This is a genomic window from Paenibacillus sp. FSL H7-0735 (genome assembly GCF_038008505.1).
In the GTDB taxonomy this organism is placed as follows: Bacteria; Bacillota; Bacilli; order Paenibacillales; family Paenibacillaceae; genus Paenibacillus_AQ; species Paenibacillus_AQ odorifer.
The window spans coordinates 3640716-3656472 of the sequence record NZ_JBBOZH010000001.1; the positions used below are offsets into that span (position 1 = coordinate 3640716).

The window sequence follows — 15757 nt, forward strand, 5'->3', positions numbered from 1 at the left end:
TATGAAACCAGATGTATCATTAGATTTTCAATTTACAAGTTCGATCGAGAAGGTATGGAATGCTTTAACGGATTCGGATACGCTTGCGAAATGGATCTGGAGTAATGATTTTAAACCCGTCGTTGGTCATAAATTTCAATTCCGTGCTGAGCCAAATGAATGGTGGGATGGAATTGTAGATAGCGAAGTACTCGTCGTGGATGAGCCTCATACGTTATCTTATACTTGGAATAGTGCGGGAGAAAGTACTACTGTTACTTGGACTGTGAGTCAAGATTCAGAGGGGAAGGTTAATCTCCATCTAGATCAATCAGGATTTAGTGAAGAGACGAAAGCCCGCCAAGGAGCCATCGAAGGTGCTAAATATGCTTGGACAAATATGGGTGGTCAGCTCGAAAAGGTATTAGCAGAATTGTAATTCAAGAATAGGGCGCTTTTCTGGAACAGGGAAAGTGCCCTTTTTAATGGAATAAATCATGGCAATACTAGATGAAGAGAATGGAGATGAGATGAGCTTACTATGAAAATAAATCAATTAATTGCGAACAATATTAACAGATTGGAAACGGTACTGCCAGTAGATGAGTCGTTAGGAATTGCTGGTTTGTCTGGATCTGGTAAAACAACTTTTTGTCAAACGATTGGGGAAGAATCAAAAAAACGTCTCGTTTCCTTATTGCCAAAAGCTGAATACCAGTATTTATTCCCCAATATTATGGAGACTAATTTCAGTGCGATCAAAATGGAAGCAATGCCCCTTGTTCTTTTTCTTGGTAGGTCATCCATATCTTCAAATCCTCGGTCAACCATTGGCACACATACAGGTGTGTTTACTGAAATCCGTGTCACTCTTGCTGAACAATATAATCTCTCTCCAGAGGTTTTTTCATTTAATAATGAATTAGGTTGGTGTCCTGATTGTAAGGGGCGTGGAACTACAAAAAATATCGAGTGTAAAAAGTGTCAAGGAAAACGCTACAATCAAGCAGCTGAACAATATAAAATTGAATTATTGGATCAAGCACAGAGTATTTCCGATCTAAACGACTTTAGCATCGAAACCATTTTTAAACTAGCAGAAAAGCTTAAGATAAGTGAGGGTAAACAACAAATCCTGAAAAATATAATCAATATGAATATTGGTTATTTAACATTAAATCGTATTATGGGTACATTGTCAGGCGGAGAATTAACACGACTTTACTTGGCAGAATTCATGGCAACAAGTGAAAATACCGTGATTATCATTGATGAAATCTCCGTGGGTCTCGATCACCAAACCCTATTGAAGATTTTAGCGGAGATTAAACAATTGGGATATAAAAATCAAATTTGGCTCATTGACCATTCTGACACGGTGCTGGACACAGCGGATAAACACTTGTTTTTTGGACCTGGCAGTGGCAAATATGGCGGGAAAATTGTTGAGGAATCACCACGTCCTGAGCCCATCAATAAAGAACTAAATCAGGCAGCACCTGCAGAATATTATCAATTTCATGATCTTTATTGTCGTAATATTCAAATGGCCGAGATTCAGATTCCCCAAAATAGGCTGGTAACTTTTACAGGTGAGTCCGGATGTGGTAAATCTACGCTGGTTAATGAATGTATGGTCAAAGATTTTCTAAAGCGTTATTCCAAAGATAAGCTGGTGATCGTAGGGCAAGATCGAAATCAGTCGATTACCAGTCGCTCGACCGTTGCCACTTTTCTTGATATTAAAAGGAAACTGACAAAATACAGTGAGGATATTGATGATATTTTTGAGCGCTCGATTGAAGATATTATTGTTGAACTGCCAAATGAGGACATTGCTCATAAAAGACTAAGCTTATTGATCAAGCTTGGACTTGGTTATTTGACGTTGGAGCGAAAAACACAGTCCTTATCCACGGGTGAATTTCAATGTGTCCATTTAGTTTCTGAGCTGTTTGCGGGCTCAAGAAATCCACATACACTTTTTATTTTTGACGAGCCTTCCAAAGGTTTATCACAAAATATTTTAAATCAATTCATTGACAGCATTAGGGACATTTTGCAGGATGAATCTGTCTCCATAATCATGATTGAACATAATTCTTATATGTTAGATAACTCTGATTTTATCGTTGATTTTGGCAAAAGACAGCTTGCACCTGTGGAGCATCTTGATGTTCTCAGTCATGATGATTATTATCGTCAACAAAACAGTGCAGATAGCGTGGCGCCTGCGCACATTTCTTCAACACTCCAGCAACAAAATGGAATTGCCTATTTAAAAGAAGATCAGATCGCCTATTTTAAAAATGCAGAGAACATCTATAAAGGTGGCATATTAAAAAGCTTATCCTCCATGGCCCGCCTGATTTATGGTGAATATGAATCGGATACGATTGCACCTGTCATCGCCATTGATCTGGAACGACACTTGTATAGTCAGTTTACTTTCCTTTATGAAATGGGTGGCTTGATCAACCATATTGTGGCAGCGCATCCCACTAATAAGGATACAAAAAGCTTTGATTTCTATCAATCAGACAATCATTGTCCAAGCTGTAAGGGCCGCCGTGTGATTGAAGAATTTGATTTTGATATTGTACTTCAGGACAAGAACGTCCCCTTTTGGGACGGCTCATTACATCCAGATGCGATGGAGATTCTGAAATTCTATCAATTACCAAAAATAAAATTCATCTTTGATGAGTTAAAGAATGAGCTCGGACAAGATATTAGCAAAAGTTATAATGAGATGACAGAAGCTGAAAAACACACCTTTTTATACGGGTATTGGGAAAAGTCTTTCTATGATAAAGCAGCTAAAGCCTCGAGAACTTGGGAAGGCTTTAATACCATTATCGGGAACTATATGGTCATTTCGAAATCAATTATTAAAGAGCATATTAAAGCGTCCAAAAAAATGATTACTTGTCCAATCTGTCAAGGAACGGTGTTAAATCATCATAAAAAGCTTAAATTCGGCGACACTGATATTCGCGAGATTATTGGGATGCCCCTTGATCAAGTCATTAGCACCGTTGGTGAATTACAGGTACTAGAAAAAATGAAAGCCATCGTGGGCGGAGATATGGTTTTGACAGAAGAGGTCTCTCTATTACCCAGGGAATCACAAGTCGCTCTAAAAATGCTTGAACTAGAGTTAGGAAGTTTTGCGCAATATGAAATGGTGTTACAAAATGCCTTGCCATTCTGGGACAGCATTAGCAGCAGTATCGAATCCATCAGCAGGAAAAACCGGATTACGATCTGTGATTTTGCCAATATCCACGAAACAAGAGAAAATATCATAGATAAGTATTTCACTAATGGAAAATATAAAAAGCTGACTTATGTCTATGAAGCGTTTGGTTACAAAAAAATCGTCACCTTAATTAATAAGATTAAAGCAAGCCATCCATGTCCATTCTGTAAAGGGAAAAAAGTTATTTCGGAAGATGGACTTCATGATGGCGTATATAAATTAACGATTCCTTGTGTAAGTTGTTATGCGAGTGGCATCAATGATGAAGGGCGTAAGGAAGTCGTTGAAGGTATAGATGTGCAAACTTGGCTAACGGGTAAAATAAGTGACGTTGTTTCTAAAAGCTTAAACATTGAGGCTGTAGCTGATATTCCAATTTTCAATCGTATTCGTGAGTTGAATAAACAAGAGATGATGGCAGTTTACCAATTTCTTGAGCAATAGAGTTTAGTTTTCTCAAAAAGACGATATAGAAAAGTAACGCATCGAGTCCATAGACCCGATGCGTTTTTTTACAATTGATTATAAAGCTTACCATCAACAGGTTCTAACCATTCTGTTTCTCCGGGTGAAATGGCTAAGTGGACAAACCAGCTGTCTTTTGTAGCACCATGCCAATGTTTTACGTTCGCTGGAATATTCACAACATCCCCGGTTTGGAGGAATTGAGCTGGTTTGCCTTCTTCTTGATACCAACCCTCACCACCGGTAACTAATAATACTTGTCCGATTTTATGGGAGTGCCAGTTATTGCGAGCTCCCGGGGCAAAGGTTACGTTCCCAATAGGCGCATTCAAAGGTGTCGCGTCAGTATAAATCATCTGCAAGTATGCATCACCTATAAAATTAGCTTCAACCTTTTGTCCGAGTGGAAAGATAGTACTGTTGCTTAGTTGCTCATTAGCCATAATAAAAACCCTCTTTCGTTTAATTTTTATAAATTTCTTTGGCAATATTAAATGCCGACCAAGCTTTAGGCCACCCTACATAAAACGAAATTAACTGCTTCAAAATGAAGTATAGACCTTAAAGTACACTTTAAGGCAAGCCATAAAAATGGATTCATACTCCGACATTTGGTTTTTTATTAGTTTAAGTATATCCTTTGGATAGAAACAAAATTAGAAATGGAGGTGGGGATCATGCCTTATTCCATTGGAGAATTTGCAGAAATCGTCGGTGTTAACAAGAGCACGCTCAGATATTACGAAATGGAAGGATTACTTACTCCACATCGAAGTGACAATAATTTACGCGAATATACAGATCAGGATATAGGTTGGGTTCAATTTTTACTTCATTTAAAAGATTCAGGAATGACGATGGCAGAATTGAAGCAATATACCGAGTGGCGGGCTATGGGGGACGAGACAATTCCTGAACGGAAAAATTTACTTGAACAGCGTAAGCAACAAGTGGAACAAGAAATTAAGGCATTGCAACAAAACTTAGATATACTGAACCGTAAAATTGTATTTTATAATGATCAACTAACGGGGAATAAATACGAATTCGTCCTTTATCACAATGAAAAGATATCACATCAAGAAGAAAAGTAGATTCCTAACAAGTTAAGAGGCAGATGAACAACCTTTGATAATCAAAAGTTGTTCATCTGCCTCTTGTTCATGATTTTGTCCATTTAGCTGGATTCGTGTCATCCGGGATTACCTGATTGATAATATCTAGATAATGATCAGCTTTGTCTTCCATATATTTGACTTTAAGTTTGGCCTCTTCCAACTGAACTGCAGCAGCGGCTTTATACTCCATTATGATTTGATAACGATCGTGGATGGTAGAATCGCCTAGTAAACACAAGTCTACATAGCTTTGAATGTCTTCTACTGACATCCCACATTGTTTGAGATATTTTACACCTGTTAGCCAATTAATGGAGTCATCATCAAAAAGACGAATGTTATTTTTGTCCCGTTGTATCGTTGGAACTAAACCCTTATCCGTATAATAACGGATGGTATGTTCAGTCAAACCCAGTAGTTTGGCAACTTCCTTCACAGTATACATTGTAATTCCTCCTTGAAAATGGATGCGAAAAGAACTCAGCATCGCTTGACTTCGTGTTACTCGAACCTGTTAGGCTAATTATTGTAATCTTAATCACAGAACATGTAAATAGGAGGATTTCATATGCAAACAGTAACTCTGAACAATGGTGTAGTGATGCCTATCCTTGGTTTTGGTGTCTATCAAATGAATGATGCTAGCGAATGCGAGCAGAGCGTTTATGAAGCTATTATGGCAGGCTATCGCCTGATTGATACTGCAGCAGCTTACCAAAATGAAGAAGCCGTCGGTAGAGCCATCAAACGCAGTGGTGTACCAAGAGAAGAAATATTTATTACTACTAAACTTTGGATTCAGGATGCCGGTTATGAGCGTACTAAGAAAGCATTTGCCAAATCGCTCGATCGATTACAAGTGGATTATTTAGATTTATATTTAATTCATCAGCCATTTGGTGATGTATATGGTTCCTGGCGTGCTATGGAGGAATTGTACCATGAGGGTAAGATCAAGGCGATTGGAGTCAGCAATTTTCAAATGGATCGTCTAATTGATTTGATTAGCCACAATGAAATTACACCTGCAATCAACCAGATTGAAACACATCCTTTTCAGCAGCAAATCGAAAGTGCGAATTATATGAAAGAGAAGAATGTGCAGATCGAGTCATGGGGACCTTTTGCGGAAGGACGAAACAACCTTTTCAATAATGAAGTATTAGTTTCTATCGCTGAAAAATATCAGAAATCCGTTGCTCAGGTAGTCTTACGTTGGTTAACTCAAAGAGGCGTGATTGCTATTCCAAAGTCTACGCATAAAGATCGGATCATCGAAAATTTTAATATTTTTGACTTCGAATTAAACCAAGAAGATTTAGAGACAATAGCTAAATTAGATACGAAACAGAGTGTTTTCTTCTCGCATAATGATCCCCAAATCGTAGAAGGACTCGCCAAACATAAATTTGACATTTAACATTTGTATAGCACATCCAAGGGGTGCCCTAAAAGCCATGAAAAGGCTAAGGGGCACCCTTATTTTATAAACCAGATCTAACTCCAAAACTTTATTGAGGGGATGATAATTGAGTAATCATATTGCATGATCCGGTCGAGATATTACATTCTCATTTATCCGTTTATTAATTATATTGAAGCTGTATACGTTTAAAAAATCCCAGAGTAAAGGAGAAATTACTTTTGAGAAGAGAACTGAGAAAGGTTTTGACTTTTTTGTTGGTTTTAGTGACAGTGGTTGGCACAGGGATTAGCTTTGATGGTAATATTGTAAACGCTTTCGGACCTAACGTCTTATATGTACCACCAGCAGATTCACCATCCTATGGGGCTTTATCACCTAGGGCAATCCAGCTTAAATATAGTGGCATCAACAATAATAAAATGTATGCTACATTTGAACAAACCTCTAATACCACACCTGTTTTCCCTATTTATGAAAGCGTTGACAATGGTGTCACTTGGAATCAGGTTGGAGAAGTGGAGGATACTCAAAACGGTTGGGGAATGTTAAATTGCCCTGAATTGTTTGAACTCCCCCAATCTATAGGTAACATGCCTGCGGGTACTATGCTTCTTGCAGGAAATTCTGTGCCAAGCAACAAAGCAGCTACCAAGTTGGAATTATATAAAAGCAATGATTTAGGTAGAACATGGACATATGTAAGCACCATTGCTGAAGGTGGACGAAACGATATTGGTTACGATCCCATTTGGGAGCCTTTCTTTTTGGTTCACAACAACAAACTCATTGTTTATTATTCAGATGAACGTGATCCTGCTCATGCCCAGAAGTTAGTTCATCAGACTACGTTGGAGGGCACGAACTGGGGACCTGTGGTAGCTGATGTGGCATTTGCAGACAGTAAATTACGTCCAGGAATGCCTACAATCGCTAAGCTGGGCAATGGTAGTTACGCAATGACCTATGAGATGGTCGGATACCCGGGCGTGCCCAATTATTTGAAAATTTCAGCAGATCCTGAGAGCTGGAATCCAACTGAAGTAGGAACTCTTGTAGGGTACGGAGGAAGTCCCTATATTTCTGCTTTGGGAGATGGGAGACTCGTATTAAACGTTGCAGGAAAAAAAGAAGTGCTGATCAACTCTTCTAGAGTGGATGCATCCGGCAGCTGGGTTCCATATAATCCACCCGTAGACGCAGGGTATAACCGCCAACTACTGCCGCTTAGCAATGGCCGCTTATTTATCCCACAAGCCGGATTTTTTAGTGGGAAAAACACGGTGAAATACGGTGATATGTCCGTAGGTTACTACAAATTAATTAATGTGAAGAGTGGGAAGGCTTTAGGTGTATTGGAAGGCGGAACTGCGAATGGCAATCCGCTCGTGCAATGGAGCAGTGGGACTAATTCCTTGGATCAATATTGGCTCATTTCCACTGCGGAAAGTGGTTATGCTCCTAACGGTTACAAATCCATTGTGAATGCAAAGAGTGGTAAGGTCGCTGGAATATTAGAAGGATCAACAACTGATGGAGCTAAAGCCGTATTATGGACTGAAAACAATTCCAATGACCAGCAGTGGACTTTACAAGCCTCTGGTAACTACTACAAGATTGTTAATCGTAACAGTGGTCAGACGTTAGGTATAGCGCAGGGTTCTACTGAAGAGGGTGCCCAAGTTATACAGCAGGCTGATGCAGGCAGCACTGATCAGCTGTGGGAGTTGGTTCCAGATGAAGGACATATTATGGTGGACAGTTATCGATTGGTTAATGAGAACAGTGGTAAAGTGTTGGGTATCTATCAGGGTTCGATGGCAGATGGAGGGAAGGCGGTTCAGTGGACCAGCGGAATTTCATCATATGACCAAAATTGGTTTGTAGTCAGCACAGCTGATGGTTATACGAAACTGGTCAATACTAATAGTCGTAAAAACCTGGGCATTTTAGGAGGTTCATTAGCTAACGGTGCTCAAAGTGTTCAATGGAATGATAACGGATCGAATGACCAGCAGTGGACTTTGGAGTCCTCAGGTGAGTTTTACAATATTATTAATCGTAACAGTGGAAAAGTTCTGGCAGTAGATCAGGGTTCAACGACAGAGGGTGGAAATATTATTCAAGCAAATAATACAGGTTCTGCTAGCCAGCACTGGAAACTAGTCACGAATAGATAAAATATCATGTATCAAAAAGTCATCGGCCTTAAACTAAGGGTGATGGCTTTTTTATCGAAATAAGCCTTGAATGACTAAATCGTCACCTTCAGTGTCACTGGAATGTCACCTTGGAGAGATATACTATTTCCATCGACATATGGAGGGAATTGTGAAGTTATTATGGGAGTGAAATTACGGAAGATCCTTATTATAGGAACTATTTTGTATACACTGTTGATCTTATATTTTTTGTTTTTTGCTTTCAATAGAGTAGAGCATGCAACAAGCCAGTATGAATACACGTTTATGTTGATTCCTGAAAGTGTTCCGCTTCTTTTTCCTGATCTCTTTGACCTATCCTTTTCTTGGGTTTATGACTTTGGGAACATCGCTGCTTTTATTCCTTTTGGCGTATTATTCCCTTTGCTGTATCGTACACATTTTAAGAAGTTTATTTGTTTGTTTATCTTAACAATTTTTGGGCTGGAAACTCTTCAAGCTTTAACTTTTTTAGGTTCCTTTGATGTAGCCGATGTCATCTCCAATACGTTAGGGGCAATGATCGGATTTTGTGCATATAAGATTGGATTTTCCCCGGAAATCACCAGGAGATCGCTTTTTACTTCGACATTATCTGTTGTTGTGCTATTGGTTGGAATCATGGGAATCTCTGAGATCATTGATTTAACTCTGAAGAAAAGTGAAAGACCTGTGCAGGGATTACAAACGTTGGAAAAGCTTACGGGAAGCATGCCTATCACGCATAATCTTCCCAGTTTCACTATCGCTGGTGAAAATATAATACCAAAAATGAATTTATACAGCAGTGAAGGTGAAGAAATTAAAAAATACACCTATACTTTGGGTGATAAAAAAGAGGTATCGTTATATTTCAGCTTTGGATTCCCGGAAAATGAAAATTCTAGCAGTGAACTAATGATTATAGCTGATGGCAACGTGATCCTTCAATCCAGTGAACAATATAGTTCCCAAGCTGAACTCAACAATACGGCATTAGTTACCGTAAAAGAAATAACCTTTATCCTTAAAGGGAATGTGAAGATATGGGATGTAGGATTTAGTGAAATGAAGCATTGGTGGGAATGAGGAACTAACCCTTCGCTAATTTTATTAACGGAGGGTTTCTTTTGCTGATCGCCTCATATACATATTCCGATATACAGCCGGGGTGAGGTTCTCGTATTTTTTGAAGGTTTTAATGAAATAGCCCGTGTCGCAAAAGCCCAAATCATCACTGACTTGATTGATCGGGGAATCCGTGGATTCCAGCAGTTGCTTAGCCCATTCAATCTTGAGTCTGGCAATGAAGGCGGAGAAATTCTCTCCAGTTTCTTTAGTGAAAATACGGCTGAAATAACTGGGGCTGATATGACAAAGCTTAGCCATTTCTTTGAGGCTGAAATTCTCATTTTTATGTGTATAAATGTAATTAAAAGCAGGCTGAAGCACAGAATTCGCTGAGACGAACTTTTGAACACCATTCTTTAATTTGGTCTCAATCAAAGCCCCGGATAACTCCTGTTGTATGGATTGGATTTTTCGGTACGTACGGTCTGATTCGTCCATAGCTTCGGCAGAAGCGGGTTCTTCTATATTGGTAGTCAGAACCTTTTTGTACAAATCCACGGTAGTATGCTTTTGAATGGCTTCCTCCACGATATAGGTACTTAACTGCAGCAGCAGCTCAACACACTTTGTTACTTCATCGTAGGATAAAACAGGCAGTGCCTGGTAATGCTCTTTGAGTGTTTGAAATTTCATGTTCGTCTCCACATTCGGCGGCCGAGAGACAATCTGCTCCAGTTGTGGCACGTCAGGTTCACGAAGCTTGAGCTGTCCGGCCATAATTGCACCTAGATATTGATTATCTATAATGATGGGAATCGCGATATCTATAATATTGAAATGACATAAATAAATAAACGGTTTGTTCTGGCGAACCGCTTCAATCCCAGCGCGGGCATCACATTTTTGACAATATTGAGAGAGATGGGAGTCCTGGCGCACACCTTGACAGAAAGGCTGACAATAGCTGTGCTTGGTCACGGGAACACCCTTGTAATCAACAGTAAGAATAGCCATTTTGGTTACAAGAGATAAGGAATCCTGGAGCTTTTCCCATTTCTTCAAATCAATAATTTCTTCTAGATTGAACCGGGATTTTGACATCACAAAATTCTCCTAAGTAAGTTATAGAATCTTAATGAATATTATACAGAATAATTCAACACAATGACAAGAAAGTTCGATTTTTCACGATTATGACAAATAAATACGATAAGAAAACGCTTTAATAAGCTTTTATTGTTTCATGTTTCTTAAATTAGAGCAATCTATAATGATAACTATAAACAACTGAGGAGGAACGAAAAATGAGAAGAGCATTTATCAGTCCGACGAAATATGTACAAGGTGAGAATGAATTATTGAACTTAGGTTACTTCGTAAAAACCTTTGGTGATTCTGCTTTGTTAATTGCCCATCCAGATGATGTAACACGTGTGAAAGACAAACTGGAGTCAACTAAACAGAAATTTAATATAACTCTTGTTGAAAGCGGCTTCCACGGGGAATGCTCAAGACAAGAAGTCGCCAGATTACAAGCGCTAGCCAAGGAGCATCAATGTGCATGTACGATTGGCTTGGGTGGAGGTAAGGCGATTGATACGGCAAAATGTGTAGCTGAAGGAGAAGCACTGATTATCGTTCCAACGATAGCAGCAACTGATGCTCCGACAAGCCACTCAGCGGTGCTCTATACTCCGGAAGGTGAATTTGACGATTATGCTTATTTCAAGCAAAGCCCGAGTGTAGTCATGATTGATACAACAGTTATTGCCAATGCACCTACAAGATTTCTTGTGGCAGGCATGGGAGATGCACTTTCAACCTATTTTGAAGCAAGAGCTACTGCAAATTCGTATTCCAACGTGAATGCAGGTTTACCTTGCGGAGTTCGTGAAGGGGTTTGCGGTGAAGCTAAAGGGACAGTAACAGCGTTGGGACTTGCGAAGCTCTGCTATGAGACATTGCTTGAGAATGGATTCAAGGCGAAGCAAGCTTGCGATCTGAATATCGTAACCCCAGCTTTGGAGAATATAATTGAGACGAATATTCTTTTATCGGGTCTTGGCTTTGAAAGTGGTGGTTTGGCAGCGATTCATGCGATTCATAATGGTTTAACTGCTTTGGAAGGAACTCATCATTATTATCATGGTGAAAAGGTAGCCTTCAGCACGATTGCTCAACTGGTTCTTGAAAACGCAGACCGGACTGAATTAAAAGAAGTGTTGGACTTCTGTCTTTCGATTGGTCTCCCAGTATGCTTAGCGGATATTGGTGTTGAGCATGTAACCTATGAGGAACTGCTTGAGGTTGCTAAAAAAGCTTGTATTGCTGAGGAATCTATCCATTCGATGCCGTTCCCAATTACGGAGGATGCGGTTGCATCAGCAATTATGGCAGCCGATCAATTAGGCCGTCAATATAAATCAAGTAAGGAGCTTTAAAATGAAAAAAATCATAAACAAGCCGGAGACTCTGGTTAGAGAAATGTGTAACGGGCTTGTCTTGGCGCATCCCGAGCTGGATTTCGATCCTAAATTCAAAGTGATTTCTAAGAAAGAGATTAATCAAGATAAAGTTACCCTGATCAGTGGTGGCGGAAGCGGGCATGAGCCGGCTCATGCCGGGTTTGTAGGAACCGGGATGCTGGATGCAGCTGTATGCGGTGATGTGTTTGCTTCTCCATCCCAAATTCAGGTTTATCAAGCGATTCGCCGCACAGCCAGCACCAAAGGTTCGCTGCTTATTATCAAGAATTATAGCGGTGACATCATGAACTTTAAAAATGCGGCCCATCTAGCAACTGAAGACGGCATCGAAGTGGATTATGTCAAAGTAGACGACGACATTGCCGTTGAAGACAGCCTTTATACAGTAGGGAGAAGAGGCGTAGCCGGAACAGTGCTTGTTCATAAGGTAGCCGGAGCAGCAGCAGAAGCTGGATTGTCCTTAGCGGAAGTGAAAGAAGCGGCGCAACATACAATTGATCATGTGCGCAGCATAGGCTTCGCCTATACCTCTTGCACCGTGCCTGCCAAAGGTACTCCGACATTTCATATTGAAGAGAACGAGATGGAATACGGGGTTGGCATCCATGGAGAACCTGGAATACGCAGGGAGAAAATTGTACCCGCAGATGAATTAGCACAGCGAATGGTTACCTCTTTGCTAGACAACTTCCAAATGAATGATCAGAAGCAGGAGGAAGTAGCCGTATTAATTAATGGATTTGGCGGCACCCCGCTGCAAGAGTTATATTTGCTGAACAATTCTGTCATCCGCGAATTAACCGCTAAGAATAAACAAGTGTTTAAAGTGTTTGTTGGTAACTACATGACCAGCATTGACATGGCAGGTGCATCGGTGACGATAATGAAGCTGGATGAGACGCTAAAGAAATGGTTATCTGCGCCTTGTGATACACCAGCCTTGTCGATTAAAGGCCCTTTTGAGCCTGTGAACTATACTGAAGTAATCCAAGAAGAGAAAGCAGACAGCAATGTATCCTTTAAGAATAATACGGATGCTGCTGCAGCGGTGATTAAGAACAATCGGTTTACTTTGCAAAATATCGTCTATCTGCTCGATCAAATGAGCCAGGTCATTATTGAGAATGAAGTTCCGTTCTGTGAGCTTGACTCCCACGCTGGAGACGGTGATTTCGGGATGAGTGTAGCTAAGGGCTTTAAACAGCTGAAAGTCGAGTGGGAGGATATTTTAGCTCATCATCTCACTAATATCGGTGAGTTCCTTGACGCCTGTTCCATGGTCATTATGGAATATTGCGGTGGAGCATCCGGACCGATCTGGGGATCAGGCTTCCGCGCAGCGAGCAAAAATGTTCAGCAGAAGGAAGAGCTGACCATTCAGGAGTTTGCTGATATGATGCAAGCTGTTGTCAAAGGGATTCAAGATACGGGTGAAAGATCTTTTGGCAGAGGGGCTGTCGTCGGAGACAAGACATTGATTGATGCGCTTGTACCGTTTGCAGATGCCTGGACCCAAAGTGCAGAGCAAGGCGATGATATTAAAGTGGCGGCAAGTAAAGCAGCGGAAGCAGCTGTCCAAGGGTCAAAAAATACTATAGAAATCGTTGCCCGTATGGGAAGAGCCGGCACAGTAGGGGAACGCAGCATCGGTTATCCAGATGCGGGTGCTCATGCGCTTGGGGTTATTTTCACAGAGCTGGCAAAAGCAATGAAATAAGAACTACACATAAACCTGAATCCGAGGGATATCTACTCATGGGGTCTACTAATGAATTTTTCGGATTCAGGTTATTTTTTTTGCCCATTTTGTGTTACACATTTTGATTTGATACTTTTTTTGGGGGGAGACCAGATGAAAAAGTTTCTGTCTACGAGATTAGCATTGAAATTTTTATGTGTCGCTTTATCCATGGTTTTGATCAGCTGTGTGGGAGCTTCTTTCTTGCAAACAGATTTCGGCGAGGTCCAGATTAGTAAGTTTAAGATTCCGTCCGATAATGGTACTTGGATAGAGGGAAACCTGTTCAGGCCTGTCTCAGCAAATGCAGAGCATAAAGTTCCACTCGTCATTACTAGTCACGGTTTTTTAAATAATAAAGAGATGCAGGATAGTACCGCAATCGAACTTTCCCGTCGGGGAATTGCTGTGATTGCAATGGATTTCTTATGGCACGGAGGCTCGAGCTCTCCTGATATGCCATTTTTCCCAACGATAATGTCAGAGAATAATGGGATGATTCCTCTAGTGGAATATGCATCATCCAGTCTTGATTATGTAGACTATACAAAAATTGGCATTAGTGGTCATTCTATGGGTGGAATGATTACCTGGAGTACACTCCAGTATTATGGCCAACTTTATTTGGCGGAGCTCGAAGCGGCGAAAGATCCCTCTTCGGAAGACGGCGCAGTTATTACGGTAAGTGAACAAGCCAAGGCTGATGCTTCGAATAAAGTTGCATCCGCTTTCATTGTTTCTCAGGTCGAACAGTCTACCGATGAGACTTTTCAAAACATCCATGCCAATGTAGGCATCAATGTAGGCAAATATGATGAAGGCGGATCCGGATTTGCGAGAGGGAATGCTGATCTTTCGGGCGATGCCCCAGAATCACTAGCTGCTATAAATTCAGTAATGCCGGAGAATCAAAAGATAAACGCTGTGGAAATCGGCAAATATTACGGTAATGCAGCTGATCAAACCTTGCGCGTCGTGTACAATCCAGCGGAGATCCACCCTTGGCAACACTTTTCGGTGGCGAGCACTGGTTATTTAGCAGACTTTTTTACGAAAGCGTTTCAAATCAATAATCCGTTATCTTCCGGCAACCAATTATGGTTATGGAAAGAGATCTTTAACTTTATCGGCTTGTTAGGATCCTTTTTATTTATTGTCCCCTTTGCGGTATTGCTCCTCAAGCTTCCTTGTTTCAATAGTCTAATTCAACCTACTCCTGCCAAGTTACCGGAGCCTAAGACCAGAAAAAGCAAAATTCTTTTTTGGGGTTCTTGGATAATGAGCTGGGTAATTTCCGCAATATCATACCTTCCGATCAGTCGCTGGAGTATTATAGCTGGACAGAATATCCTTCAGCCTCGTAGTTTGTTTCCACAAACCGCCATGAACTTTATTTTAATCTGGGCGATCTTTAACGGCCTTGTGGGTCTATTGTTATTTTGGTTAACCACTCGTTTATCAGGAAAAAATTATAATGAGCACTCTGAAAGCTGGGGAATAAAAACAAATTTGAAAGAACTGCTGAAGACTTTTGCACTAGCTGTATGTATATTCACTGGATTCTATGCTTTGGTTGCATTTGCAGATTACTTCTTTCAGACAGACTTCCGCTTATGGGTACTGGCAATTAAAGTATTCACTCCGAATCAATTATTAATTGGCTTACGTTATATGCTTTTCTTCTTTATATTTTATGTTGCACAGTCAATTGCCGTGAACTCTACCACCCCAGTTGAAGGGCAGAAAGAATGGAAGGATCTGCTCATTAGCGGGACAGGCGGTGTACTCGGAATTCTAGTGCTCATTGGGGTACAATACGGAACGTTATTTTCAACAGGTGTAACTTTTTGGCAAAATCAAGATTGGCTCAGAATACTAGTCCTTTTCCCTCTCGTTTTCCAGCTTTTTATTGCAGCTTATATTTCGCGTTACCTCTTTAAGTGCACAGGAAAAATATGGCTGGGAGCCATGGTGAATTGTATGATTATTGTGATGATGGGCGCAGCCAATACATTTACATTTTGAGAGATGCTGT

12 protein-coding genes are annotated in these 15757 nt (G+C 40.4%); 9 read left to right on the forward strand and 3 right to left on the reverse strand.

Translation table 11 applies throughout. The features are described 5' to 3' along the window. The first annotated feature begins 1 nt into the window (after position 1). Positions 2-418, forward strand: coding sequence for an SRPBCC family protein (locus NSS82_RS16560; RefSeq protein ID WP_036677852.1), 417 nt, complete (start codon positions 2-4; stop codon positions 416-418). A 102-nt stretch (positions 419-520) separates the two neighbouring features. Continuing rightward, on the forward strand, positions 521-3685 hold the full coding sequence (locus NSS82_RS16565) for an ATP-binding cassette domain-containing protein (protein ID WP_076272554.1): 3165 nt from the start codon (positions 521-523) through the stop codon (positions 3683-3685). 68 nt (positions 3686-3753) lie between these two features. Here NSS82_RS16565 and NSS82_RS16570 read toward each other — a convergent pair whose 3' ends face one another. After that, positions 3754-4149, reverse strand: coding sequence for a cupin domain-containing protein (locus NSS82_RS16570; RefSeq protein WP_036677849.1), 396 nt, complete (start codon positions 4147-4149; stop codon positions 3754-3756). Between the two features lie 234 nt (positions 4150-4383). Between NSS82_RS16570 and NSS82_RS16575 the strand changes: the two genes are divergently transcribed. Beyond that, positions 4384-4800, forward strand: coding sequence for a MerR family transcriptional regulator (locus tag NSS82_RS16575; protein ID WP_076105690.1), 417 nt, complete (start codon positions 4384-4386; stop codon positions 4798-4800). Positions 4801-4867: 67 nt separating this feature from the next. Here the strand turns inward: NSS82_RS16575 and NSS82_RS16580 are convergent, their stop codons facing one another. Further along, a complete protein-coding gene (locus NSS82_RS16580; protein ID WP_076105691.1) occupies positions 4868-5269 on the reverse strand; it encodes a MerR family transcriptional regulator in 402 nt (133 codons plus the stop codon). Positions 5270-5392: 123 nt separating this feature from the next. Here NSS82_RS16580 and NSS82_RS16585 point away from each other — a divergent pair, with 123 nt between their 5' ends. The 3 genes from NSS82_RS16585 to NSS82_RS16595 all read left to right on the forward strand — a co-directional run bounded on the left by NSS82_RS16585 (position 5393) and on the right by NSS82_RS16595 (position 9516). After that, the gene (locus NSS82_RS16585) at positions 5393-6244 is read left to right on the forward strand and encodes an aldo/keto reductase (RefSeq protein WP_076272555.1); all 852 of its coding nucleotides are present in this window, start codon (positions 5393-5395) and stop codon (positions 6242-6244) included. Positions 6245-6468: 224 nt separating this feature from the next. After that, positions 6469-8427, forward strand: a complete 1959-nt coding sequence (locus tag NSS82_RS16590) for an RICIN domain-containing protein (RefSeq protein WP_076272556.1) — start codon at positions 6469-6471, stop codon at positions 8425-8427. A 162-nt stretch (positions 8428-8589) separates the two neighbouring features. Next, positions 8590-9516 (forward strand): VanZ family protein, encoded by a 927-nt coding sequence (locus NSS82_RS16595; protein ID WP_076099239.1) that lies wholly within the window; start codon positions 8590-8592, stop codon positions 9514-9516. Positions 9517-9540: 24 nt separating this feature from the next. Here NSS82_RS16595 and NSS82_RS16600 read toward each other — a convergent pair whose 3' ends face one another. Continuing rightward, positions 9541-10599, reverse strand: coding sequence for a PocR ligand-binding domain-containing protein (locus NSS82_RS16600; protein ID WP_076099238.1), 1059 nt, complete (start codon positions 10597-10599; stop codon positions 9541-9543). A gap of 203 nt (positions 10600-10802) precedes the next feature. Between NSS82_RS16600 and NSS82_RS16605 the strand changes: the two genes are divergently transcribed. The 3 genes from NSS82_RS16605 (at position 10803) to NSS82_RS16615 (ending at position 15747) form a co-directional block, all read left to right on the forward strand. Then, entirely contained in the window at positions 10803-11939 is a 1137-nt protein-coding gene (locus tag NSS82_RS16605) for a glycerol dehydrogenase (RefSeq protein ID WP_076099237.1), read from the forward strand. 1 nt (position 11940) lies between these two features. Continuing rightward, positions 11941-13701 (forward strand): dihydroxyacetone kinase subunit DhaK, encoded by a 1761-nt coding sequence (gene dhaK, locus NSS82_RS16610; RefSeq protein ID WP_076099236.1) that lies wholly within the window; start codon positions 11941-11943, stop codon positions 13699-13701. A 135-nt stretch (positions 13702-13836) separates the two neighbouring features. Further along, the gene (locus NSS82_RS16615) at positions 13837-15747 is read left to right on the forward strand and encodes an alpha/beta fold hydrolase (protein WP_081386591.1); all 1911 of its coding nucleotides are present in this window, start codon (positions 13837-13839) and stop codon (positions 15745-15747) included. The last annotated feature ends 10 nt before the right edge of the window (positions 15748-15757 follow it).

Excerpts from the sequence above, each read along its gene's own strand:
- NSS82_RS16560 (WP_036677852.1), top strand. The coding sequence starts at position 2 with ATGAAACCAGATGTATCATTAGATTTTCAATTTACAAGTTCGATCGAG.
- NSS82_RS16565 (WP_076272554.1), top strand. The coding sequence starts at position 521 with ATGAAAATAAATCAATTAATTGCGAACAATATTAACAGATTGGAAACG.
- NSS82_RS16570 (WP_036677849.1), bottom strand. The coding sequence starts at position 4,149 with ATGGCTAATGAGCAACTAAGCAACAGTACTATCTTTCCACTCGGACAA.
- NSS82_RS16575 (WP_076105690.1), top strand. The coding sequence starts at position 4,384 with ATGCCTTATTCCATTGGAGAATTTGCAGAAATCGTCGGTGTTAACAAG.
- NSS82_RS16580 (WP_076105691.1), bottom strand. The coding sequence starts at position 5,269 with ATGTATACTGTGAAGGAAGTTGCCAAACTACTGGGTTTGACTGAACAT.
- NSS82_RS16585 (WP_076272555.1), top strand. The coding sequence starts at position 5,393 with ATGCAAACAGTAACTCTGAACAATGGTGTAGTGATGCCTATCCTTGGT.
- NSS82_RS16595 (WP_076099239.1), top strand. The coding sequence starts at position 8,590 with ATGGGAGTGAAATTACGGAAGATCCTTATTATAGGAACTATTTTGTAT.
- NSS82_RS16600 (WP_076099238.1), bottom strand. The coding sequence starts at position 10,599 with ATGTCAAAATCCCGGTTCAATCTAGAAGAAATTATTGATTTGAAGAAA.
- NSS82_RS16605 (WP_076099237.1), top strand. The coding sequence starts at position 10,803 with ATGAGAAGAGCATTTATCAGTCCGACGAAATATGTACAAGGTGAGAAT.
- dhaK (WP_076099236.1), top strand. The coding sequence starts at position 11,941 with ATGAAAAAAATCATAAACAAGCCGGAGACTCTGGTTAGAGAAATGTGT.
- NSS82_RS16615 (WP_081386591.1), top strand. The coding sequence starts at position 13,837 with ATGAAAAAGTTTCTGTCTACGAGATTAGCATTGAAATTTTTATGTGTC.